The sequence below is a fragment of the Nocardia sp. NBC_00511 genome, assembly GCF_045161165.1.
Classification (GTDB): Bacteria; Actinomycetota; Actinomycetes; order Mycobacteriales; family Mycobacteriaceae; genus Nocardia.
The window spans coordinates 8,381,720-8,405,126 of record NZ_CP107849.1; the positions used below are offsets into that span (position 1 = coordinate 8,381,720).

A 23,407-nucleotide genomic window follows, 5' to 3' on the forward strand; every position below is an offset into this window, starting at 1 on the left:
GACAGCCATGCTCGGTACTGTCGACGGAATCGGGCCGCGCGACGAGGGTGACATCAACCCCCGCCGCCTCGGAGCGGTCGCGCTGGTGTCCGGCCTCATGCTGTTCGGTATCGGCGCGGGCATGCTGCTCACCGGGACCGGCCACCGCGGTAACGATGCCGACGTCTCGATCGTGAATGTGCCACGGCTGCGCCATGATCGGCCGGTGCCACCCCCGGCCGGACCCGTTGCCGGAATCCCGGGGGTCCCGGCCGTCCCGCCGCAGTCGGTGGTCCCGGCTCCGCCGCACCCGGTCGAGATCGGGATCGCCGGATCCGAACCCGTTGCGCCGCATGTCTATCCGCGTTACGTCCCGCCCGCGCCGCCACCGGTCGCGCCGGCCCCGATCGACCTGCCCGGGCCGCTGCCCCCGCCCGCCCCGGGACCCGTCTCCGAGTAGCGCGGACGCTCAGAGCCCGGAAACGCCTGCGAGCTGGCCGATTCCGTAGGTGATGAGCATGGCCAGCGCGCCGCCGATCACCACGCGCAGCACCGCGCGGCGCGGATCGCTGCGGCCGAAGCGGGCGCTGACCGAACCGGTGACGGCCAGGGCGACCAGGACGGCGGCGAAACAGACGGGGATGCGCCACTGCGTCGGCGGCAGCAGGATGGCGAGAATGGGCAGGATCGCGCCGAGGGTGAAGGAGACGGCCGAGGACAGCGCCGCGTGCCAGGGATTGGTGAGATCCTGTGGATCCAAACGCAATTCGGCCTCGGCGTGGGCGGCGAAGGCGTCGTGGGCGGTGAGCTCCTCGGCGACCTGTCGCGCGGTCTGCTCGGAAAGTCCCTTGCCGCGGTAGATCTCGGTGAGTTCGTTCAGTTCGAACTCGGGTTCCTCTGCCAGTTCCCGCTTCTCCTGCTTCAGCAGCGCCTGTTCGGTGTCGCGCTGGGTGCTGACCGAGACGTACTCGCCCACGGCCATGGAGATCGCGCCCGCGGCCAAACCCGCGATGCCCGCGGTGAGGATGGCGTCGGTGTCGGTGGACGCCGCGGCCACGCCGACGACCAGACCGGCGGTGGACACGATGCCGTCGTTGGCGCCGAGCACGCCCGCGCGCAACCAGTTCAGTCGCGAGGCGAGGCTGCTGTCATGGGGCTCGTGCGGATGGGTGCTTTCGGCCACGCCGGGAGCCTATGTCACCTGCTCGCGGTCGGGTGGGAACGCGCGATCGGGAGGTTCGGGTCGCTATTTGCGGTGAATGCGAGCAATTTGCTGCAACGATGGGGGCCATGGTCGGTTTCTGCAAGAGGTACTGGTCGGTCATCATGCCGGTGATCGCCGCCGTCGTGCTCGCGGCCTCCTGGGGTCGCGGGATGAACACGGTGAGCGCGATCGTGGTCGGCGTCTGGCTGATCGGCGCGGTGCTCGCGGCCGTGCATCACGCGGAGACCGTGGCCCATCGGGTGGGGGAGCCGTTCGGCTCGCTGATCCTCGCGGTGGCGGTGACCATCATCGAGGTCGGTCTGATCGTGACGCTGATGATCTCCAGTGGCGAGAAGGCCGCCTCGCTGGCCCGTGACACCGTGTTCGCGGCCGTAATGATCACGTGCAACGGCATTTTCGGCCTTTCGCTGCTGGTCGGCGCCTTGAAGCGGCGGGTCGCGGTGTTCAATGCCGAGGGCACGGGCGCGGCCCTGGCCACGGTCGCGACGCTGGCCACCTTCACCCTGGTGCTGCCGACCTTCACCACCAGCGAGCCGGGTCCGGTGTTCTCCGGCAGCCAGCTGATCTTCGCGGCGGTCGCCTCGCTGGTCCTCTACGGCGTGTTCGTGATGGTGCAGACGGTCCGGCATCCGGGCGACTTCCTACCCGTCGAGGGGACGGTCTCGGCGCTGGACGACGAGGACGAGGAGCCGCCCACCAGGCGGCAGGCGCTGGTGAGTTTGGGTTTGCTGCTGGTTGCCTTGATCGGGGTGGTCGGTTTGGCGAAGGTGGTGTCGCCGAATATCGAATCCGGTATCGCCGCAGCGGGTCTGCCGCAGTCGGCCGTCGGTGTGGTGATCGCACTGCTGGTGCTGCTGCCGGAAACCATTGCGGCAGTTCGGGCCGCGCGTCGCGACCGGGTGCAGATCTCGCTGAATCTGGCGCTGGGTTCGGCCATGGCCAGCATCGGCCTGACCATTCCGGCCATCGCGCTGGCGTCGATCTGGATCAACGGCCCGCTCGAACTGGGCCTCGGCGCGACCCAGATGGTGCTGCTGGCTCTGACCGTGGTGGTCGGCGCACTGACCGTGGTGCCCGGCCGCGCGACTCTGCTCCAGGGCTGTGTGCACCTGGTGTTGTTCTCCGGCTTCGTGTTTCTGGCGGTCAGCCCGTAATTATCGTGAGAGTTCAGGAGACCCAGCGGTAGACCTGTTCGTCGCGTAGCTCGTACGAATTCGCGGGTGCGGTCGCGTCGTGCCCGGACAGTAGTGCCATCACTCGCGTGCGTCCGCGAGTGGTGACCCCGTTCTCGGTCCAGAGCACATAGGGATGCACCAGTTTTGCGAATGCCGTCCAGTCGCCTGCTTCGATCGCGCGCAGGACCGCCGACACCGTGTTGTCCACAGCGTCAGTGAACACGCCGCGGGTGGTCCGCGCGCGGTTCCGGACGAAACCGGTGGTTGCTGCCAGGTCACTCGATTGCGGCTCGGGTATCGCCGAACCGTCCGAGACGGTCGATTTCGGGGTTCGCCGGGGACGTGCTCGGGGTCATATTGATAGCCGATCCGGTCTGATAACAGGTTATAGATACGCAGGTCACATGCCTATTTGTCGCGCTGACCGGTACCGTTGCCACGTCTACTGGTTGGTAACTTAGAGGTCTGCATCACACCTCGGGCGGATTTGTTGTAACTCCGCGTAACCATTAGCTTTGATGGCAGGCAGTGTTGCCGATCACGGAGAAGAAATTTGAAGCTCGTCACCCCGCGTCGGTTCCGCCGTCTCGCCGAAGTAGTCCCGCGTTGACCCGGGCCGTCCAGTCGCGATCCGCCGTGCGGATCATGCGCGAGAATTTCTCGGGCACCGCGGTCGCCTCGCTGCGCACCTTCGGTCGCGCGGTCGGCATCGCCGAGCAAGCCGTAGTCGGCACCTTCACCGATATCGCGCGCCGCGAATTCCAGTGGAAAGAAGCCATTCTGCAGGCCTGGCGGTTGATCACGGTCACCGCCATTCCCGCGATCCTGATGGCGATTCCGTTCGGCGTCATCGTTTCGGTCCAGGTGGGCAACCTGATTCACACCCTCGGCGCGGATTCGCTGCTGGGCGCGACCGGCGGCCTGGGCGTGATCAAGCAGGGCGCACCGCTGGCCACCGGCTTCCTGCTGGGCGGCGCCGGCGCGGCGGCACTGGCCGCGGATCTGGGCGCGCGCACCATCCGCGAGGAGATCGACGCGCTGAACACCATGGGCATCAACCCGATCAACCGCCTGGTCATCCCGCGCCTGGTCGCCATGATCTTCGTGGCCCCGCTGCTGAACGTGCTGATCATCTTCGTGGGCGTGCTGGCCGGGTACATGGTGGCGATCGGCGGGCAGGGCGTGACGCCCGGCAGCTACTGGTCCACCTTCGGTTCCTTCACCACCACCGCCGATGTGTGGGTGTCGCTGCTGAAGGCGGTGATCTTCGGCTTCCTGGTGGTGATCATCGCCTGTCAGCGCGGGCTCGAGGCGAAGGGCGGGCCGCGCGGGGTCGCCGACGCCGTGAACGCCGCGGTGGTGCTGTCGGTGGTCTCGATCGTGGTGGTGAACCTGGTGGCGACGCAGATCACCGCCATGTTCCTGCCGACGAGGCTGGCCTGATATGTCTGCTACCTACACGCCCAGGGGGTTGGGCTGGGCGTCGCGCGCCTATCGCAAGCGCGGACTGATCCTGCGCCGGGTGGAGAACCTGGGCTTCGTGCTGGCCTTCGTCTGGCAGGTGCTGTCGTCGATTCCCTTGACGCTCAAGCGCTATCGCGACGAGACCATGCGCGCGATCACCAACATGACCTGGGGCCGCGGCTCGGTCATCGTGGGTGGCGGCACCGTCCCGATGATGATCGTGCTCGGCCTGGTGATGGGCGCGTCGGTCGCCGTCGAATCCTTCGAGACCCTCGACATGCTGGGCATGGGCCCGGTGACGGGTCTGGTGTCGGCGTACGCGACCACCCGTGAGCTCGCGCCGATCGCCGCGGCCATCGGTTTCGCCGCGCAGGCGGGCTGCCGGATGACCGCCGAGATCGGGTCGATGCGCATCTCCGAGGAGATCGACGCGATCGAATCCCTGGGCCTGCGTTCGGTTCCCTTCGTGGTGACCACCCGGGTGCTGGCGGGCGCGGTGGCCATCGTGCCGACCTTCCTGATCGCGCTGATCCTGTCCTACGCGTCCTGCCGCGGGCTGATCACGCTGGTGCACGGGTCGGCGGCGGGCGTCTACGACCACTACTTCTTCCAATTCGTGTCGGGTTTCGACGTGATCGCGGCGGTGATCAAGGTGGCCATCTTCGCGGTGGTCGTGATCCTGATCCACTGCTACTACGGCTTTTTCGCCACCGGCGGCCCGGAGGGCGTGGGTATCGCCTCGGGTAAGGCGGTGCGCGCCTCGTCGGTCGCGATCATCGCGCTGGACATGGTGCTGTCACTGTCCCTGTGGGGCTTCAACTCGGCGATTACGTTCACGGGGTAGGGGATGCCGAATTACGGAATGCCGGGTGTGGCCGTCGATCGCAAGCGGTCGATGACCGTCGGCGCGGTCGCGCTCGCACTCGTGGTGGCGGTGGTGGCGGCCTGGTCGCTCTACCGCTCGCAGGAGAGCGCAGACGGTCTGGCGGTGACGCTGCGCACCGAGCAGATCGGTGACGGCGTGCTGCCCGGCACCGATGTGCGGGTCAATGGCGTGGTGGTCGGCAAGGTCACCGATATTGTGCCGGACAGCCATGGCACGCAGCGGATTTCGCTGCGCCTGGATGACTCCCGGCTCTTCGGGCTGGACGACAGCCTGCAGGTGGACTACGCGCCCGCCAACCTGTTCGGCATCAGCGAGATCGACCTGCGCAAGGGTTCCGGCGGTTCGCCGCTGCGGGCGGGCGCGGTGCTGGATCGGACCGGTTCGCACGCCGCCGACGTCTACGACGCCACCATGGGTTCGATTCTGCGCAGTGCCGCGCAGGTCGGCGGTTCGGTGCTGACGCCGCAGATGGCCTCGGTCATCGCGCAGGCCGCCGCCGACACCGAGGCGATCACCCCGCTGATCCAGGCGCTGATCACCGCGCAGCGCACCATCACCGACAACCAGAAGATGCCGCTCTCGGAGCTGATGGGCGCACTCGGCCCGGCCTTCGACGGCGGCGGCCAGTTCGCCGGTGCGACAGTGCAGGTGGTGGATCTGCTGCGCAGTATTCCGCTGCTGCAACAGGATCGGGACGGCTACGACCAGCGCGTCGCCCTGGTCACGCGGCAACTGCTGCCCGCGCTGGCGAATACCTTCGCGCAGGCCGGAACTCAGCTCTCCGGCACCACCGACGCGCTGGTTCCGCTGCTCAACGCGCTGGCGCAGATGGTGCCGCAGCCGCAGCAATCGGGTGCCGATCTGCGCGCGCTGCTGCAACGACTGAACTCGGCCATGCCGGACAACGGACAGGGGCCGGTGCTGAACGTCGAGGTCGATCTGAAGGGCGTTCCGGCGCTCGGGGTTCCGTTGCTGGGAGGTAAGCCGTGAGCGTCAAGGCGGCGGCCTGGCGGCTGGCCCTGTTCGCGGGCGTGATCGTGGTGGTGCTGATGCTGGTGCTCACCGCGATCCAGCGACCGGTCTCGGGCAGGACGGAGACCCACGACGCGATCTTCACCGACGCCAACGGCCTCAAGGTCGGTGACGACGTGCGGATGTACGGCGTGCAGGTCGGCAAGGTGAAGGGCATCGGGCTGGAGGGCGCGAAGGCGCGAGTCAGCCTGTCGGTCAAGACCGATGCGCCCGTGTACGACAACAGCAAGCTGGCGATCCGCTACCAGAACCTCACCGGGCAGCGCTACATCGATCTGCAGCAGCAGCCGGTGCCGGGCAATCGGATCGCGGCGGACGCGCGCATCGGCGAGGACCGCACGGTGCCGTCCTTCGATGTGACGCAGCTGTTCAACGGCCTGAAGCCGGTGTTGCAGACCATTTCTCCGGAGGCCATCAACCAGTTCAGCACCAGCATGGTGGCGTTGATCGAGGGTGACGGCAGCGGTGTCGGACCGGCCATGGACGCGATCGGGAAACTGGCGTCGTACGTGGACAACCGGCAGCAGGTGATCGGCACGCTGATCCACAACATGTCGGATCTGTCGGATCGGCTGGGCGGGCGGGTGCACTACCTGGTGCCGCTGCTGGCGCAGCTGTCGAACGTCTTCGAATCGTTGCAGCAGAACATCGGCGGGCTGGCGCAGTTCGCGGTGACCGCGCCGTCGGTGCTGCGGCCGATCAACAATCTGCTCAACATGCTGGGGATCACCAGCGGTAGCGACGTGGACGCGCTGATCCGCCAGATCTTCCCGGACGCCAAGGAGGCCGTCGACGTGCTGGGCCGCCTGCCGGGCGTGCTGGCCGCCGCCGACGCCTCGCTGCCCGCGGGTCCGGCGGGTTGGAAACCGGTGTGCAGCAAGGGGAACGCGGACATGCCGAGCGTGGTGCAGGTGCTGGTGTCGGGACAGCAGGTGGCGCTGTGCAACGGATGACACTGCCGAAGTTCTTGCGGCGCAAGGACATGGTCGTCGACGACATCACCAAGCGCAGGCGGGACCTGAAGCTGGGCATCATCGGTGCGGTGCTGCTGGTGGCGGGTCTGGTCGCCGCGGGCGCGCTGTACGTGCTGCCCCTGGGCAAGCACACCTACACCGCGGAACTGTCCGAGGCGCAGTCGGTGAAGACCGGCGACGATGTCCGGGTCGCGGGCATCTCGGTCGGCGAGGTGAAGTCGCTGGAGTTGAAGCCGGACAAGGTCGTCATGCGCTTCACCGTGAAAGACGATGTGTTCCTGGGTGATCAGACCTCCCTGGACATCCGCATGCTGACCATCGTCGGCGGCCACTATGTGGCGGTCTTCCCGGCGGGCACCAAACCCCTCGGCTCCGGTGCCATTCCGGCGGATCGAGTCCGGCTGCCCTACAGCCTGGCCGAGACCTTCCAGGACGCGGCGACGCCGCTGGCCAAGATCGACGGCTCGACGTTGAACCAGAACCTTGCGGCGCTGGGCAATTCGATCGACGCCGCGCCCGACAGCCTGCGCACCACGTTGGCGACCGTGCAGAACTATGTGGACGCGCTCAACCGTCAGCGCGGCCAGGTGTCGAACGCCGTTGCCGTGGCCGACGAGTACGTGACCATGTACGACGGCGCGAAAACCGATCTGGGCCGCCTGATGGACAATGCCAACCTGCTGGTCACGGTGCTCGAGGACAAGCACGCCGAGATGGCGGAGGCGCTGCGCCTGCTCAGTGGCGTGGTGGGCCGTTTGGCCGGTGCGCAGCCCGCGTGGGACGAATCGTTGAAGGGCAAGCTCAACGACGCCGTCACCCAGCTCGAACAGCTCGGCAAGCAGCTCGAACCGACCATCACCGCCGCGCAGGGCTTGCAGCAGAAGCTGTCGGACCTGGCGATTCCCGATGGCGGCGTCTCGATCGACCAGTCGAAGCAGACCGTGACCGTGCCGCCGCTGTGTGTTCCGATGCCCGGGAAGGACTGCTGATGCTCAAGCGCATGCTCGGATCCCAGGCGTTCATCTCGGTCACCGGTGCGGTGCTGGTGGCGGTGCTGGCCATGGTCGGCTACCTGATCTTCTTCGACCCGATGAAGAAGACGGTCGCCTACTGCGCGATCATGCCCGACTCGGTCGGCCTGTACGCGGGCAACAAGGTGACCATGCGTGGAATCCCGGTCGGCACGGTCGATTCCATCGACGCCGACGGCGCCAAGGTCAAGGTCAAGTTCTCGGTGGACGCCAAGTATCCGGTGTACGCCGACGCCGCCGCGACCACCGTCTCGGATTCCATTGTGGCCGACCGCAATCTGGCCGTCCTCAACAGCGGCAAGGACCTGGCGCACTGGGATTCGAGCCAGTGCATCACCAAATCGCTGACCCCCAAGAGCATCACCGAGACGCTGACCGCGCTGGCCGACCTGTCGGCGCAGTTGCAGCAGGCGCAGGCCCCGGACGCGCTGGCGCACGGCTTTTCCGCGCTGGACGCCGCCACCACGGGCGCGGGACCGCAGATCAACGCGATCGTCAAGAAGCTGGGATCCGCACTGGCGCAACCGGATGCGGATATCGGCCACCTGGCGGGGATCTTCGACGCCTTCGCCTCGGTCGGCCAGAAGGTCGAGGACCACTGGGGTGATCTGCGTTCCATGCTGCTGCGGCTGGCCCCGGCGCTGAACAACGCCAGCACCGAATTGCTGGGCCCCGGCGCGGAATTGATCGATCGCCTCGGTCAGGCGCTGCCAATGATCAACGACCTGGTCACCATTGCCGGTGATCCGATCATGCGTGCCCTCGACGACACGCTGCCGCTGGTGCGGCTGCTGCGCGCGAATGTCGGCTCGCTCTCGGAGATCATGCTGAAGCTGCCGGTGCTCACCAATGCCGCCCAGAACATGATGGGCAGCGGCGTCACCTACGGTTCGCCGCGGGCCGCGCTGCCCACCCCGCAGGCCGAACAGGTCTGCGCCGCAATCAATGCCGGTACCCCCGGCGCGTGCACCGACGCCGCCAACGGCCTGGTGAACGTGCCGCTGGTGCCGCTGGTGCTCGGAATGGCGGGTGCGCGATGAGAATCGGACGCTGGGATTTCGTCATCGAGGGTGTGAAGGCTGGGGATAACCTGCCGCGCAATGTTTTCCGCGCGCGCATCGCGAAGCGGGCGGGTGCGGGCCTGGTGGCCGCGGCGTTGGTCGCCGGGGTCGGCGGCTGCGCCTTCGACCCGTCCTCGATTCCGGTGCCGGGGACCTCGGTGTCCGGCCCGACCTATCGCATCCACATCGAGTTCGGCAATGTGCTCAACCTGCCCGCGCGGGCGAAGGTCATCGCCAACGGCGCGCAGGTGGGCACGGTGACCGGTGTGCGCGTGGTGGATTCGGCGCACGCGAACGGTCGCGGCGGGTACGTCGTGGTCGACGCCGACATCTCGACCAAGGCGCAGCTGCCGACCACCACGGTCGCCGAACTGCGCCAGAACACCGTGCTGGGCGATATCCACCTCGCGCTGACGACGCCGCCCAACGGGTTCGACTCGCTACTGAAGGACGGCGGCACCATCGGCCAGGAGCACACCCGGCCGCCGGTGCAGCTCGAGGACACCATGGCCGCGCTGGCCGCCTTCACCCAGGGTGGAGCGATAAACCAGTTGCAGGACATCATCAATCGGGTCAATGCCACGCTGCCCGCGAATCCGGACGAGACCAAGCGGCTGGCCCAGAACGCGGCGGGCAATGCCGTGGACCTGGCCGCCAATCTCGACAAGGTGGACAGCCTGCTCAACGGGCTCGGCACCAACGCGCAGGTGCTGCACGATCGCGCCGACTTCCTCGATCACGAGCTGAGCCAGGCATCGGTGGACAACGCGGTCGGCATCACCAAGTCCATCGCCGGGGTGGCCCAGATCTTCACGGCGCTGGGGCAATTGGGGCAGGGACTGTCCTGGCTCGCGCCGCTGGCGGGAGCGCTGGATCCGGTGACGACGGCCTTCGCGCCCATGGTGCTCTCGGGTCGACCGCTGGATCTGTCGGTGCCCTCGAACCTGGCCATGCTCACTTCGTTCCTGCGCGACAAGCTGATTCCGTGGGTCGAGCAGGGGCCGAAGGTGAATATCACCGGCGTAAAGGTCGATTCGGTATCGCGTGACGACCAGGTGACCTCGATTCTCAATGGTCTGCGCGTGATCGGAGCGGTGCGATGAAATGGGGACCGCTGGCCTCGCTGACCGGCATCGCCGCCGTCACCGTGCTGGGCGCGAGCTATCTGACCTTCGGTGTGGTGCGGGCGGATCCGTTCGCCGAGTACACCCGCGCCTCCATGACGCTGGCGAATTCCGGTGGGCTGAGCGTGGGTTCGCCGGTGCTGCTGACCGGCATGCGGGTCGGCAAGATCACCTCGGTGGACTCCACGGCGAGCGGCGTCGAGGTCGGCTTCCGCATCGACGCCGATCGCAAGCTGCCCACCGACAGCGACATCACCATCGAGCAGCTCTCCGCACTGGGCGAGCCGTACGTGGAGTTCCGGCCCAAGACCGGTGCGGGGCCCTACCTGCACGACGGTCAGCGCCTGGACACCTCCGCGGTGAAGTCGCCGCTGTCGATTCCCGAGGTGTCGCGGCTGGTCAACAAGGTCATGAACCAGCTCGATCCGAAGGTGGCGGCCTCGCTGGCCGACACCCTGGGCACCGCGTTCCACGACACCGATTCGTCCATGCCGCAGCTCACCCGCGCCGGTGATCTGCTGGCCAAGGCCATCTCGTCGCGCGAACCGAAAATCGCTCAGCTACTCAACAGCTTCCAGGCCGCAGCCTCGAATATGGACGGTATGGGGGAGGCCACCGCGGCCGCAGCACCCGCGTTCATCCAGTTCGAGCGGTCGCTGGAGGACCTGATCAATGCGGTCGGTAGACTCGTGAACCGTGCCCCGGGCCCGCAGGCATATGTCGAGGGCAATGGGCTGGCACCCTTCCTGGCCGAGCTGACCGAGTGGTTGCAGCAGGCCGGACCCGAATTGAAGACCATCGCACCCCAGTTGCAGCCGCTGATCGACGCGGCCGCCACCGCGGGGCCGCAGATCAATATCAGCAGTCTGCTCTCGCAGGCGCTCGCGTCCACCGACGACGGGGCCGTGCGGGTGCAGGTGAACGTCAAATAGCAGTACCAGCAAGGAGATCCGATGTCGCAGCACACCGATGAGGCCAAGGCCGAGCCGCCGACCCCGGCGGTCGAGCCGGTCGCGGCCGAGGCGACCCCGGATTCGAAGGCCGCCGTGGCCGCGCCGGACAAGCCCGCCGCCAAGACGGTGTCGCTGAAGCTCTCGACGCTGCTCAGCGCCGCCGCGGCCGTCCTGCTGATCGGCGCGCTGGTGACCGTCACCCTGCTGTGGCAGTCCGCGCGCGGCGACCTGAACGACCGCAATGCCCAGGCCGCCGACGACAAGCACGCCGAGCAGGTCGCCACCGACTGGGCCACCGGCGCCGCCACCATCAACTTCGCCGACCCGAACGCCTGGATCGCGCACCTCAAGACCAACGCCACCCCCGAGCTGGCCAAGAAGTGGGACGCCGCGGGCCCCAAGCTCACCCAGTTCGTGGACGTCCTGAAGTGGACCTCCAGCCCCACTGTCCTGAGCTCCCAGGTGATGAGCCGCGACGGTGGCAGCTACAAGGTCAACGTCTACCTCAACCTCAACACCACCAACGCCCAGAACCCCGACGGCGTCCTGACCACCATCTACTACACGGTCACCGTCGACCCCAAGAACGACTGGAAGGTCGCCGACGCGGGCGGCGTCGACCTCCGCCTCCCCAAGCAGTAGCGAAACCCTCAGCGGCGCAGCAGGTCCGCCAGTCGGACCGCCAGCGCGACCAGCGTCAGGGTCGGATTCGCGTGGCCGTTGGTGGGGAAGACGGAACTGCCTGCGATGTAGAGGTTTTCGACGTCGTGCACGCGGCAGTCGGCGTCCACGACGCCGTGGCGGGGGTCGGCGGACATGCGGGTCGCACCCGATGGGTGGGCCCAGTCGGTGAGGCGGGCGGGGAGATCGCTGGTTTCGCGGGCCCACTCCTCGAGGACCGGGGCGGGGTAGCCGAGGCGCTCGAATTCCGTTGCCACCAGGGCGGCGGCGCGGCGGACGGTGGCATCCTCGCGGGGATCCAGGCGCCAATCGATCATCGGTAGTCGACGGCCGAGGTGATCGGTGGTGTCGCTCAGGGTGATTCGGCTGTGCGGGTCGGGGACCTGCTCGACCATGCAGCGCAGTTCCACCTGTTCGAGTTTGTGCGGCAGCCCGGTGTGGTCGACGAGGCGGCGTTTCGCGCCCGACAGCAGCAGCCCCGGATGCCCCGCGACGGCGCGGGCGTCGTGCAGGCTCGGATGCCCACGCAGCAGGTTCTTCACCGATTCCCAGGGGTCGTCGGCGGCCGGGACCTCTTGAATCCACAGGGCGCAGTTGAGCAGTCCCTCCGCCGCCTGGATCTCCGGCGACAGTGCCAGGCCGTGCGAGAAGGTGTGTTTGCCGTCGTGGGTCTTCACCAGGTACTTGCCGAAGCGGTCGCGGGCGGCGGCGGAGCTGTGCGGATGCAGTGAGCCGACCACGCCGCAGCGGTGATCGAGCAGGTACCGGCCGACCACGTCGTGACGGTTGCCGACGCCTGCGGGCTCGATCCTGTTGGAGGCCAGCAGCAGTCGGGCGTTCTCGATGCCGCCGGTGGCCAGCACGATCCGCCCGGCGCGCAGCACGCGTTCGCGGCCGTCGGCATCGGCGACCCGCAGCGCCCGCACCCGGCCGTTCTCGGTGTCGAGGTGGACGACGGTGGCGTTCAGCAGGATTCGCGCATCGGGCGCGATGATCCCGGCGGCGTGCGGCCCGAATCGCTTGGCGTCGAACGGATCCGAGGGGTCACGGCTGATCTGCCAGAAATACGGTGTCAGCCGGGTGCGGTCCACGGGCGGCGTCGGCGGCGTGCGATCCGCGAGCCGCCAGAACCGGTCGTCGCTGAATCCGGATCCGTAGCCCAGGCCCAGGTGTGCGACCGCTCGCTCCCAATAGGGTTCCAGCTCGGCGGATCCGATCGGCCAGCCCGAGTGCGGCACCCAGGATCTGGCCGTGAAATCCAGTTCGTCCAGCGGTGCGCAGCGTCCGCTCCAGGTGTGCGAGCTGCCGCCGAGCATCCGGTTACGCGCATTGCGGTAGGGCCGGGCGCGGGCCGCCCCGATGCTCTCGATCTCGTCGCGATCGTCGGGTGCCAGGTCGGCGCCACCGCTTTCCAACACCAGCACCCGCAGCGCGCTGTTCGCCAGTTCGCTCGCCACGGTGAGACCTGCCGGTCCCGATCCGATGACGCACACGTCCGCCACCAGTTCTTCGTCTCGGGTGGTACGCAGGTCGTCGACGCGCATCCGGAAGTCCCCCTTCGCCGTGCCGCATTCCTGCCGGTTGGTTCCATGTAAGTGCCACAGCGGCTTTCGGTCAACAGCCGAACTGCGCGAACGCGCGCAGATACCCCGCGGACTGCCGGATGTACATCCAGGACCAGAATTTCAGCCCCGAATCGCTCGGACTGGCAACCATCGTGATCTGCCCGTGGAAGCACTTGCCGACGATGTAGCGCGCCCGCGAGACGTGCGGGGTGTAGGTCACCACGATGATGTGCCGCCAGTTGCCCGCCTTCGCCCGCCGCTCGATCTCCTGCGCCTCGCCCTGCGTGGTCCACGGGTCGGGCACGAAACAGTCCACCCGGAAGCTGAACCCGCCGTCGCAGTAGCGGTCCATCAGCGGATCGTCCTCGCCGGTGGACCGCGAGATCAGCAGTTCGGGCGCGTAGCCCTGCTGCGCCAACCGCAGTCCGACATCGAAGCGGGCGTAGGCGGTGCCGCCCAGCACCACGATCGCGTCGGCCCGCCGCAGCGGATCCACCTGCGGATGCACGAAGACCGGAATACCCGCGTACACCACGGCGGCGACCAGGGTCGCCAGCGTCACGACGGTTGCCGCCGCCCGGCGCAGTGAGGGCACATCATCGACGGTACCGATCTCCGTTGGGTAACATCGCGCGCGCTTGCTTCACCACCTGGAGGACACCGTGCCCGCGAATCCCACTGCCGCCGAACTGCTGGCGACCGTCGAAGCCTCTCCGGCGGCGGTCGGCACGCACGACAAGGACGCCTGGGTGGCCCTGTTCGCCCCCGACGGCAGCGTCGAGGACCCGGTCGGATCGCGCCCGCACATCGGCCGCGCGGCCATCGAACGCTTCTGGGACACCTTCATCGGACCCAACGGGATCGCCTTCGACGTGGCCCACGATGTGGTGTGCGGCAACACCGTCTTTCGTGATCTGACCATCGCCACCACCATGTCCACCGGCGTCACCCTGCACGTGCCCATGCACCTGCGCTACGACCTGGTCGAGGTCGACGGCGCGCTGAGAATTCGTGTGCTGCGCGCGCATTGGGAGCTGGCGGGGATGATCGGCCAGCTGCTGCGCTCGGGCGGACAGGGCCTGCTGGCCGGGGCCAAGCTGGGCCCGCAGCTGATCGGCAACCAGGGCATCGGCGGCGCACTGGGTTTCATGTCCGGTCTGCGCGGCGTCGGCGCGGCGGGACGGCAGGCCTCGGGCCGGGTGCTGGACGCGCTCGGGCAGGGCGATTCCGATGCCGCCCGTGCGGCTTTCGTCCCGGTTCCGCGCCTGGAGTGGGGTACCGACGGCGCGATGTCGCTGGAGGACTTCACCACTCGCGTCAAGGGCCTGCGCTGGAGCAAGCCGATCGCGGCGGGGCACACGGTGACGGTCACGGTGGAGACCCGTCAGGGTCGAGGCATCGCCGAACTCGATTTCACCGGCGGCGGCCGGGTGCAGAACCTGCGAATCTTCGTGGGCGAGAGCTAATCCCGGGTTCCGACGATCTCGGCGACCACATCGCTCTTGCCGCTGAACGTGGTGCCGCCGGCCGCGCCGACCACCTTGCCGTGCACGCTGATCAGCCACTGCCCGCACACGCAGCGCAGGTACTGCACCCCGCGGTGCGCGGACACGGCGGGGGCGGGCCATGCGCAGGAAGGGCATTCGGCGATCATCACCACATACTGGTGGTGTGCCTGCCGGTTCGGACGCACCGACACGCGGCAACTCGCACAACGATTGCGTGTTCTGCTCGACTCGCCGTGCGTGATTTGCCAATGGGCACATCGGAACTCGAGGCCGCGTTGATCAACCGGCCAGTCCGCGACGCACCGCGGTCGGCGTGGCGTCCCACCAGCGGCGACAGCAGCGGGTGAACACCGACTGCTCGGCCAGTCCGATCAGGGAGGCCACCTGGCTCATCGGCATGTCCGTGGTGGTCAGGTAGCGGCGGGCCTCGCTGCGGCGCACCTCGTCGAGCAGCGTCGCGAAGGTGGTGCCCTCGGCCGCCAGCCGCCGCTGCAGGGTGCGCGGGTGAATGGTGAGCAGCCGTGCGACAGCGTCGATTTCGGGCGCGGCGGTGCCCAGCAGCTTCTGCAAGGTGGTACGCACCTGCGGGGCCAGCGCCGTGTCGGCCCCGCCGGTCTGCCCGGCCAGGAACGCCATCGCCAGCCGGTGCAGGTTCTCGTCGCCGCCCGACAGCGGCCGGTTGGCCAGGCTGATCGGCACCCGCAGCAGGGCGACCGGACGCTCGATTCGCACTGGGGCGCCGAAGAATTCCTCGTAGACGCCGATCGGCGCGGCGGGCCGATAGGGCAGTTCCACCGAGCGCAGTCCGTAGCGGGGTTCGGCGAGGCGTTGAATCGTCCTGTGCACGAAGGCCAATCCGAGATCGGTGCCCTGCACCGGCGTCGGCATGCCCGGCGCGGCGACGTCGTAGCGCAGCGCGATCACGCCGCGGTCGCCGTACGGGTCGGGTTCCATGGTCAGGCTCAGCGCGCGGGCGTGCACGAACAGGTACCGCGAGGTGCACTCCAGCACTCCGGCCAGGGTGGGCGAGTTGCGGATGGCCAGGGCGAGCGAGCCCAGCATGTCCAGGTCCTGCCGGGGTGCGATGCGCAGGCCGAGATCGGGGCAGTCGAGGCGGTGCGCGGCCAGTTCCAGCACCGCGCCGACGGCCTGATCGGAGACCAGCAGATCGTCGGTGTCGAGGGCGGCGACGGGCAGCCCGCAGGCGGTGACCAGCGCCTCGGCGTCGCCGCCGAGTTCGGCCACGGTGGCGCGGAAGCCGCGCAGGCCCGCGGATCTGATCACCGACATGTCGTCCAGCATCAAATGTTTGTCGCGTAGAGTCAAGAAACCGCGTGAACCACGCAACAGACTGGAGAACATGAGCACCGCGCCTGCCACCGCCGAACACCTCGACGTCGTGATCGTCGGAGCCGGACTGTCCGGCATCGGCGCGGCGTATCGACTCCAGACCGAGCTGCCCGGCCGCAGCTACGCGGTCCTCGAGGCCCGCGCCGCCCTCGGCGGCACCTGGGACCTGTTCCGCTACCCGGGCATCCGCTCCGACAGCGACATGTTCACCCTCGGCTATCCGTTCAAGCCGTGGCGCGACGCCCTGTCCATCGCCGACGGGCCGTCGATCCTGCGCTACATCCAGGAGACCGCCACCGAGAACGGCATCGATCGCCACATTCGCTACGGCACCAAAGTCGTTGCGGCGGAATGGGACTCCGCGTCCTCGCGCTGGACCCTCACCGTCGAGCAGGGCGCTGAGGATGGCGCCGAGCGCCGCACCCTGACCTGCAACTTCCTCTACTCCTGCTCCGGCTACTACAACTACGACCACGGCTACGAACCCGAATTCCCCGGCCTCGCCGACTTCTCGGGCACCGTCGTGCACCCGCAGTTCTGGCCCGAGGACCTGGATTACGCGGACAAGAAGGTCGTGGTCATCGGCAGCGGCGCGACCGCGGTCACCCTGGTCCCCGCCATGGCCGAGCAGGCCGAGCTGGTGACCATGCTGCAGCGCAGCCCCACCTGGATCTCCGCGGTCCCCGGCCGCGACAAGATCGCAGACCGGATTCGCGAGACGCTGCCGCCGAACCTGGCGCACCGGGTGATCCGCACCAAGAACATCCTGTTCAATATCGGCTTCTACCAGTACTGCCGCCGTCGGCCCGAGGCCGCGCGCAAGCTGCTCACCGGGCTCACCACGCGAATCCTCAAGGACGAGAAGCTGGTTGCCGAGCACTTCACGCCCGACTACAACCCGTGGGATCAGCGGCTGTGCGCGGTGCCCAACGCCGACTTCTTCAAGGCGATGCGCAAGGGCAAGGCCGAGGTCGTCACCGATCACATCGAAACCTTTGTGCCCGAGGGCATCCGGCTGAAGTCGGGCAAGGTGCTCGAGGCCGACGTGGTGGTCACCGCCACCGGCCTGCAACTGCTGGCCTTCGGCGGCGTGGAGCTGGTGGTGGACGGCACCCCGGTGAACCTGTCCGATCAGTTCGTCTGGCAGGGCACCATGATCAGCGGCGTCCCCAACTTCGCGGTCTGCATCGGCTACACCAATGCCTCGTGGACGCTGCGCGCCGACCTCACCTCGCGACTGGTCTGCAAGGTGCTCGGTTTCATGGACCGCAAGGGCTACGGCGCGGTCGTCCCGCAGCCGCAGCAGGGCCTCGAGGCGCGGCCGCTGCTGGATCTGGCCTCCGGTTACGTCCAGCGGTCGATCGGGGCGTTCCCGCGGCAGGGCGACAAGCGGCCGTGGCAGGTGCGCCAGAACTACCTGCTGGATTCGGCCACCACGCTGCGCACCGATCTGAGCAAGACGCTGCGTCCGGTGTCCGGGGCCAAGACCCTCGAACGGGTCTGAACACCGGGTCGCTAGCATCGCGGGCATGACCTCGACGCGGTTTCCGAGTCCGAAGCGCGCCCTCCGGCTGATCGTGGCGGGTGCCGCCACGGTGTTCGGTGCGGTCGGCGGGCTCGGCGCGCACGCCACGGCCGCGCCGCCGAGCGCGGTCGCCGACCCCGCGCCGCAGGATCTCTGGACCGTGCCCACCGCTCCCGCCGATACCGCGACGTTGATCGTGGCCTACAGCTTCGGCAATCGCATTCCGGCGGGCGTGGATTCGACCCGCACCATCGGTGCGCCGGGACCGGTCAACGAGCAGCTGGCGGCGGCCGTGGTGGCCGCCCGCGGCGATCGGCAGACCCCGGTCTACGCGCAGACCGAGATCGCCTCGGTGCTGAAATCCCGCTACGGCATGGACGATGTGATCTCGATCGACCCGCGGCGCGCCGCCGATGGCACCCTGGTCTACCTGTCCACCGACGGGGTGGCGGCCGAGGTGGCCCAGCTGCGCGGCGCGGCCGTGGTCACCGACGCGGCGGCCGTGATCGCCTTCCACGACCACTCCTGGCGGGCCACGAAAACGACTGCCAAGCACGGGTTCCGGGCCTTCGCGCCCGAGGGGATCGCACTGCCCGACCAGTACGATCCGCAGTCCGGTCAGCTCTGGACCACCAGTCCGTTCCTCTACCTGCCCACCGATTTCGCCGGTCGCCTCGCGCTGCTGAAGTAGCGGTGGGGTGCGAACCCGCGCGCGGCGGTGTGCACCGGGAATCGCCGTGCCATGCTCTCGGGCACCGGCGTCGGTGGGGTTCGTCGAGGGGAGCGGTCGTGGGTGCCGAGGCTGAATTCCTGCTTCCGGTAACGGAGTTGGAGCCGCCGCTCGGATCGTGCACCCGGCCCGCGCGTCCGCCGGTAGTGTCGGTCGCGCTGCCGCGCCCGCGCGCTCCGCTGCCTTCCTGCGCGCGCGTTGTCACCCGTAAAGCGCAGCCCCGTTCGCGGGGATCGGTAGGTTTGCAAAGAGTTTTGCGTTCTTCGCACGCTGTGAAATCCGTCGCTCGCGACGAATGCAACGCTGCGGCAAGGCAATTCGCCGGAGCGGCGCTGCGGCTGACGCTCGAGGTGCTCGACGGCCGCCGTCCGCCGGGGCAGTTGGGGCCACTGGCCGAGCCGGCGGTGGTCGCGGCGGTGCGCACCCTGTCCGGATCGGGGCGCGCCCCCGGGCGCGCACTCGGTGCCGCCACCCTCACCAGGGTCGATGTGGTGATGGCGGCAGCCGGGAAGGCGGAAGTTTGTGCGGGCTACGACCGCGGCGAGCGCCATTTCGCGCTGGCCGCCCGCATTGTGCGAGGTCGTTCCGGGTGGCGGCTGGCCGCATTCCGGGTGTGCTGAAGACCGTCTGGTCTCAGCGGTAATAGCAGAATAGTCTGATCTCACTTAATTCGATTCGCGCCTGGTTTGAATCCTGCAGTGCGCGGCATTAGCATTTCGGCGAATAGTGGAACCTCATACGTGGAAGGGCAGTCCATGGCGAAGAAAGTCACCGTAACGCTGGTTGACGACTACGACGGCGAATCGAAGGCAGACGAAACCGTCTTTTTCTCGGTCGACGGCAACGACTACGAGATCGATCTGTCGATCAAGAACGCCGGCAAGCTGCGGGAGGCCCTCGAGCAGTGGACGGAGAAGGCCCGCAAGGTGGGCCGGTCCAAGCGGAAGGTGGGTGTTGCCCCCGGCGGTCGCACCCGACCGGCCGTCGACCGCGAGGAGAGCACGGCGATCCGCGAGTGGGCACGCGCCCAGGGACACCAGGTTTCCTCTCGCGGCCGCATCCCGGCCGAGATCGTGGACGCGTACCAGCGCTCCAAGAATTGACCCCGGGCTAATCCACGGCGGAGGTAATTCGACAGGGAACCGGTGATGAGGGCATCACCGGTTCCCTGGCATATCAGACATTCGCGGCCGCGGCACCCCGGCCGGTGAACTCATGCGCGGCAGTTCGGTGCGTATCCGTTCGAGCAGGTCCCGCGCGCGTTCGCGGTGATCGGCGGCGGTGACAGGGTCGCCCATTGCCTCGGCCAATGCCGCGAGCACCGAATCCATCGGGCCGAACTCGGCCATCCCGGTTTCGATACCGATGAGGGTGCCGGTATGCGGTGCGAGGTATTCGTACAGCTGCTGTATTGCCTGGCCATCGCCTATTTCGATGGCCGCGACCGCACGTAATGCGGACCCCAGTACGGGATGGAATCCGGCTCGGATCGGATCGGAGGCGTCGAATACGGCGCGGGCCCGTTCCCGGTCTCCGGCCTGTAGCAGCGCCAGCGTGTACCCCGGGGCCATCTCCTCGGGCAGGGCCGTGTAGGCCTCGGCCAATCGATCCACCAGACTGCCCAGTTCTTTTCGTGCCCAGCCGATGGACAGGGCGCAGAACAACTCCGCCTCGATCTGATTGGCCATCCCCGACTGCCGCGCCCGCGTGGTGAAGCGCCGATACAGCTCCGCGGCCCGGTCCACATCGCCGCGCAACAACTCGGTGGTCGCGCCGAAGCAGTCCACCATGTCCAGCAGCGGCTGCAACTGCCCCTCGTCCGCGAACTCCATCGCCGTGATGGCCCGCCGCCCCGCCTCCCGCAGCTGCGCGTGCGCCATCGCCGCCCGATATCCCAGGCAGTGCGCCAGCGCCCGATACTCGGCCAGTCCCGCCGCGGTGGCCACCCGCTCGAGCTCGGTGACCAGTTCCCGGAACTCCCCGTCGTACTCGTAGGCCAGATAGGTGACCGCATTGATTGCGGCACAGAGCAATTCGGGATCATCGACGCCGCGAGCCACGGCCAGCGCCCGCAGCGCCAGCTGATGTCCGGCCGTGTACTCCACCAAGCCGGTCTCGAAGGTGGCCGCCACCAGCAGTCGAACCAGGTCCTCGGCGGTGCCCGACCCTTCCGGTGTCGCCTGCTGTTCCGGCGGAGCTTCGTGTCCGGAATCCGGTTGTCTCGACAGGTGACTCGTTGCCTCCGAGTCCATTGCCGCGCTGCGGGTTTTCTCGTTCACGGCCTGCTGCCGGGCGGCGGTGCGAAGGGATTCGGGCAGGGGCGATATCGCGGACGTGTGCATCGCGGTCATCGCGTCGGCGGGCTTTCCCGCCAGCATATCCAAAGTCGGCGCGGGCAGGCCATATCTGGTCAGAGCGCGTGAAAGTGCCTGGCGGACATGGTGATCGGGGCTGCGCCAGTCGCGGATGGCCCAGATGACCGGGGCGCGCCAGCAGGTGAGGGCGCGAACTGTCAGATCCGGGTCGTCGAGTTGTTCGGCGAGGGTGAGGGCGCGGTCGCGTTCGGCGCGGGCCTCGCGGTGACGGTTGTCGTAGGCCAGGGCGGTGACCAGGGCGCAGCGGGTGTGCAGCAGGGCAACGCGGTCGGCGTACGGCGCGTGCTCGGCGTCGTGGCGGGCCAGGGTGTGCAGGTCTACGGCCGCGCGCAGCAGGCTCACGGTGGCGCTGCGCATCCGGCGATTGGTGCGCTGCGCTGCGGCCTGCAGCACGTATTCGACGGCGTGCGAGGCGGTCTCGGCGCTCGCGCCCTGTACAGCGTGCCGGGCGAGCACGTCGGGGTCACGCGCCACCGCCGGGTAGGTGTCGGGATGGCGCTCGAGCAGTTCCAGTGCGGCCCAGTGCATCCGGCCGCGGCGCAGGGGTGGGATGCCCAGGTAGACGGCGTCGCGGATGATGCCGTGCTCGAAGCGGATCTTGCCCGCGTAGCCGGTGCCGACCAGTCCGGCGGCCTCGGCGGCGGCCACCAGGTCGATCACCGAGTCCACGCCCCGGCCGGTCATGGCGCTCAGGATGCCCAGGTCGACGCTCTCGCCCCAGATCGAAATGTGCTGCAGCACTTCGGTGACGCCGCTCGGCAGCTGTGCGATGCGGTCCTCGATGAGCTCGCGCACCGAGTCCGGCACCTGATCGAGGCTGCCGTGCGCGGCGAACAACTTGGCCAGCTCCCGCACGAACAGCGGATTGCCGCCGGTCCGGCTGTGCAGCTGATCCACCAGTTCGTCTGTGACGGTGGGCAATCCGGCCGCCAGCGCGATAAGGCGGGTGCCCTCGGCGTCCAACCCGTCGAGTTCGAGCCAGGCCGCGGTGTGCTGCGCCAGCGCGGCCGCGGTGTTGTGCGAACCGGCCCCGGACTCCGAGCGCCGCAGGGTGACCAGCACGAACACCGGTTCGTCACGCAGCCACGTGATGACCTGGCGCAGCACCTGCAGGGTGGCCGGGTCGGCCCGGTGCACATCCTCGAGCAGCAGCGCGACCGGGCCGGAAGCCGCTGCGGCCCGGCACTTCTCGGCGATGGTTCGCGAGAGCGTGAACGCGTCCTCGACGGCGGGCGTGGTCACCGGGGGCAGCGCCGCGGCGGGGGTGGGCCGGGGACCGGTGAGGGTCGCCGACCGGGTGGCGGGCGCGATGCCCCGCAGCTGCGGCCGGTGGCTCACGCCCGGGGGGCGCGGCTGGACGGTGCCGGGGAGCGGCGCCCGGGCGGGCACGGCGGCGTCCAGCGCGGTCAGGATCTCGGTCCAGGCCCAGGCCATGGGCGCGCCGTCGATCTCGGGGCAGGTGCCCGCGGCGGTGATCCAGCCCGCGTCGGACAGTGCCGACAGCGCGGTCTCGGTCAGCACGGTCTTGCCGATCCCCGCCTCACCCGCCACCCAGGCCAGCCGCAGCCGACCCCCGCGCGCCACCTCGGCTGCGGTGAGCAGTTCGGTGAGCTCGGCGGAATATCCGGTGGCGTAAGGACTTTCGAATGCCGTGCGCGCCGGCGGGCTCGGTCCGACGGCCCGATTGTCGTGCGGGTCGGCGCCGGCGGAGATCGACGGCGTCAAATCGGCGGAGTGATTGAGGATGGCGATCTCGAGTTGCCGCAGCGCGGGCGCCGGGTCGATCCCGAATTCGCCGCCGAGGAATTCGCGGGAGCGCCGAATTGTGGTGAGCGCCTCCAATTGCTGCCCCAGTCGATATTGCGCGAGGGCCAGCAGCCGGACGATTCCCTCGCGCCCCGGATGTTCTTCGAAGAGTTGTCGTAACTCCAGCACCACATCGCCGGATCGGCCCAGTTCGAGTTGGGTCTGCGCCTTGAGTTCGACGGCGGTGAGATAGAGGTCGGTGAGCCGGTCGGCCTCGGCGCCCGCCCAGTCGGCGTCGGTGAAGGCCTCCAGGGCCGGGCCGTGCCAGTGCCCGAGGATGGCCTCGAGCAGGGTGTTCCGTTCGGCGGCCGGGGTGGGTATTTCGGGATTGCTGACAAGTTCCCGATAGGTCCGCAGCTGGTGTTCGAATTGCCATGCGTCGACGGCGTTCTCGGCGATCTTCAGCGCATAACCGGACGATTCGGACACGATGAACTGTGACGGCGCGCGCCGCGGCCGGTTCGGCTCGAAGAGTCGGCGCAGATTGTGGATGTGCACCTGTAGCACCGCGGTGGCCTTCGGCGGCGGGTGTCCGGCCCATAGGTCTTCGATCAGCCGTTCGGTGCTGACGGCCTGTCCGTGGGCCACCACGAGGCGGCCGAGCGCCGCGCGCTGCATGGGTGTTCCGAGGACCGCCTCCCGGCCGTCGATGGACAGTTGCAGGGGACCGAGCACTCTCAGGTCCGCGCCTGCCATCGGTGTCCTCTCGCAGTGGTAAGCGAACTGGACGTTCGCTGCAAGAAGAGCACTATCTCGCAAAAACCTGGAGATGCCAAAAGGTTGCGGAATAGTTGTAGAAGAGTTACGGAGCCTCACTGACCCGCGCGAGACCGTATGGTACGCATAACTGTTGCCAATGCTAACAGTAATCCCCTGTCGCACAACTCGATCGGAAGTGAACCGCAAGAAGCGCGGACGATACTTTCGGGTGGAAGCGACCGGTTATGCAGAGGGATGGTTGGC

General features: G+C 68.3%; 23 protein-coding genes. 16 read left to right on the forward strand and 7 right to left on the reverse strand.

Annotated features, from left to right (window positions below; all coding sequences use genetic code 11):
* Nucleotides 1–7 precede the first annotated feature (7 nt).
* The gene (locus OG300_RS38840) at nt 8–439 is read left to right on the forward strand and encodes a hypothetical protein (RefSeq protein WP_405489865.1); all 432 of its coding nucleotides are present in this window, start codon (nt 8–10) and stop codon (nt 437–439) included.
* 9 nt (nt 440–448) lie between these two features.
* On the opposite strand, the gene OG300_RS38845 is transcribed toward OG300_RS38840, so the two are convergent.
* Complete coding sequence (locus OG300_RS38845) at nt 449–1,162, reverse strand: VIT family protein (protein ID WP_405489867.1); 714 nt, start codon at nt 1,160–1,162, stop codon at nt 449–451.
* A 107-nt stretch (nt 1,163–1,269) separates the two neighbouring features.
* On the opposite strand from OG300_RS38845, the gene OG300_RS38850 reads away from it, so the two are divergent.
* Complete coding sequence (locus OG300_RS38850) at nt 1,270–2,358, forward strand: calcium:proton antiporter (protein ID WP_405498837.1); 1,089 nt, start codon at nt 1,270–1,272, stop codon at nt 2,356–2,358.
* A gap of 13 nt (nt 2,359–2,371) precedes the next feature.
* Here OG300_RS38850 and OG300_RS38855 read toward each other — a convergent pair whose 3' ends face one another.
* On the reverse strand, nt 2,372–2,602 hold the full coding sequence (locus OG300_RS38855; protein WP_405489869.1) for a nuclear transport factor 2 family protein: 231 nt from the start codon (nt 2,600–2,602) through the stop codon (nt 2,372–2,374).
* Between the two features lie 422 nt (nt 2,603–3,024).
* On the opposite strand from OG300_RS38855, the gene OG300_RS38860 reads away from it, so the two are divergent.
* From OG300_RS38860 to OG300_RS38900, 9 genes are read left to right on the forward strand one after another with little or no spacing between them, the layout of a single operon-like run.
* Nucleotides 3,025–3,822 (forward strand): MlaE family ABC transporter permease, encoded by a 798-nt coding sequence (locus OG300_RS38860; RefSeq protein ID WP_405489871.1) that lies wholly within the window; start codon nt 3,025–3,027, stop codon nt 3,820–3,822.
* Nucleotide 3,823: 1 nt separating this feature from the next.
* Entirely contained in the window at nt 3,824–4,687 is an 864-nt protein-coding gene (locus tag OG300_RS38865) for an ABC transporter permease (RefSeq protein WP_405489873.1), read from the forward strand.
* A 3-nt stretch (nt 4,688–4,690) separates the two neighbouring features.
* The gene (locus OG300_RS38870; protein ID WP_405489875.1) at nt 4,691–5,719 is read left to right on the forward strand and encodes an MlaD family protein; all 1,029 of its coding nucleotides are present in this window, start codon (nt 4,691–4,693) and stop codon (nt 5,717–5,719) included.
* The gene (locus OG300_RS38875; protein ID WP_405489877.1) at nt 5,716–6,714 is read left to right on the forward strand and encodes an MlaD family protein; all 999 of its coding nucleotides are present in this window, start codon (nt 5,716–5,718) and stop codon (nt 6,712–6,714) included. The genes OG300_RS38870 and OG300_RS38875 overlap by 4 nt, the downstream gene beginning before the upstream one ends.
* Nucleotides 6,711–7,724 (forward strand): MlaD family protein, encoded by a 1,014-nt coding sequence (locus OG300_RS38880; RefSeq protein ID WP_405498838.1) that lies wholly within the window; start codon nt 6,711–6,713, stop codon nt 7,722–7,724. The genes OG300_RS38875 and OG300_RS38880 overlap by 4 nt, the downstream gene beginning before the upstream one ends.
* Nucleotides 7,724–8,806 (forward strand): MlaD family protein, encoded by a 1,083-nt coding sequence (locus OG300_RS38885; RefSeq protein WP_405489878.1) that lies wholly within the window; start codon nt 7,724–7,726, stop codon nt 8,804–8,806. Before OG300_RS38880 ends, OG300_RS38885 begins: the two co-directional genes overlap by 1 nt.
* A complete protein-coding gene (locus OG300_RS38890; RefSeq protein ID WP_405489880.1) occupies nt 8,803–9,930 on the forward strand; it encodes an MlaD family protein in 1,128 nt (375 codons plus the stop codon). Before OG300_RS38885 ends, OG300_RS38890 begins: the two co-directional genes overlap by 4 nt.
* On the forward strand, nt 9,927–10,883 hold the full coding sequence (locus OG300_RS38895) for an MlaD family protein (protein WP_405489882.1): 957 nt from the start codon (nt 9,927–9,929) through the stop codon (nt 10,881–10,883). Before OG300_RS38890 ends, OG300_RS38895 begins: the two co-directional genes overlap by 4 nt.
* Before the next feature lie 21 nt (nt 10,884–10,904).
* Nucleotides 10,905–11,546 (forward strand): hypothetical protein, encoded by a 642-nt coding sequence (locus OG300_RS38900; protein ID WP_405489884.1) that lies wholly within the window; start codon nt 10,905–10,907, stop codon nt 11,544–11,546.
* Nucleotides 11,547–11,554: 8 nt separating this feature from the next.
* Here the strand turns inward: OG300_RS38900 and OG300_RS38905 are convergent, their stop codons facing one another.
* Both OG300_RS38905 and OG300_RS38910 read right to left on the reverse strand, forming a co-directional pair.
* The gene (locus OG300_RS38905) at nt 11,555–13,129 is read right to left on the reverse strand and encodes a GMC oxidoreductase (protein WP_405489886.1); all 1,575 of its coding nucleotides are present in this window, start codon (nt 13,127–13,129) and stop codon (nt 11,555–11,557) included.
* A gap of 70 nt (nt 13,130–13,199) precedes the next feature.
* On the reverse strand, nt 13,200–13,745 hold the full coding sequence (locus tag OG300_RS38910) for a YdcF family protein (RefSeq protein WP_405489887.1): 546 nt from the start codon (nt 13,743–13,745) through the stop codon (nt 13,200–13,202).
* A 43-nt stretch (nt 13,746–13,788) separates the two neighbouring features.
* On the opposite strand from OG300_RS38910, the gene OG300_RS38915 reads away from it, so the two are divergent.
* The gene (locus OG300_RS38915; protein WP_405489889.1) at nt 13,789–14,616 is read left to right on the forward strand and encodes a nuclear transport factor 2 family protein; all 828 of its coding nucleotides are present in this window, start codon (nt 13,789–13,791) and stop codon (nt 14,614–14,616) included.
* Here the strand turns inward: OG300_RS38915 and OG300_RS38920 are convergent.
* Together OG300_RS38920 and OG300_RS38925 are read right to left on the reverse strand one after the other, a co-directional pair.
* Nucleotides 14,613–14,849: a hypothetical protein gene (locus tag OG300_RS38920; protein ID WP_405489891.1), complete on the reverse strand. Its 237-nt coding sequence runs from the start codon at nt 14,847–14,849 to the stop codon at nt 14,613–14,615. The two genes, OG300_RS38915 and OG300_RS38920, sit on opposite strands and share 4 nt — an antisense overlap.
* An 88-nt stretch (nt 14,850–14,937) precedes the next feature.
* Nucleotides 14,938–15,948: an AraC family transcriptional regulator gene (locus OG300_RS38925; RefSeq protein WP_405489893.1), complete on the reverse strand. Its 1,011-nt coding sequence runs from the start codon at nt 15,946–15,948 to the stop codon at nt 14,938–14,940.
* A 70-nt stretch (nt 15,949–16,018) separates the two neighbouring features.
* On the opposite strand from OG300_RS38925, the gene OG300_RS38930 reads away from it, so the two are divergent.
* The 4 genes from OG300_RS38930 (at nt 16,019) to OG300_RS38945 (ending at nt 19,366) form a co-directional block, all read left to right on the forward strand.
* Entirely contained in the window at nt 16,019–17,512 is a 1,494-nt protein-coding gene (locus OG300_RS38930) for a flavin-containing monooxygenase (RefSeq protein WP_405489895.1), read from the forward strand.
* 25 nt (nt 17,513–17,537) lie between these two features.
* The gene (locus OG300_RS38935; RefSeq protein ID WP_405489897.1) at nt 17,538–18,224 is read left to right on the forward strand and encodes a hypothetical protein; all 687 of its coding nucleotides are present in this window, start codon (nt 17,538–17,540) and stop codon (nt 18,222–18,224) included.
* Nucleotides 18,225–18,535: 311 nt separating this feature from the next.
* Nucleotides 18,536–18,883 carry an Rv3235 family protein gene (locus OG300_RS38940; protein ID WP_405489899.1) on the forward strand — a complete coding sequence of 116 codons (348 nt, stop codon included), beginning with the start codon at nt 18,536–18,538 and terminating at the stop codon, nt 18,881–18,883.
* A 135-nt stretch (nt 18,884–19,018) separates the two neighbouring features.
* Complete coding sequence (locus OG300_RS38945; protein WP_405489901.1) at nt 19,019–19,366, forward strand: Lsr2 family protein; 348 nt, start codon at nt 19,019–19,021, stop codon at nt 19,364–19,366.
* A gap of 54 nt (nt 19,367–19,420) precedes the next feature.
* Here the strand turns inward: OG300_RS38945 and OG300_RS38950 are convergent, their stop codons facing one another.
* Entirely contained in the window at nt 19,421–23,140 is a 3,720-nt protein-coding gene (locus OG300_RS38950) for a BTAD domain-containing putative transcriptional regulator (protein ID WP_405489903.1), read from the reverse strand.
* Nucleotides 23,141–23,407: the final 267 nt, after the last annotated feature.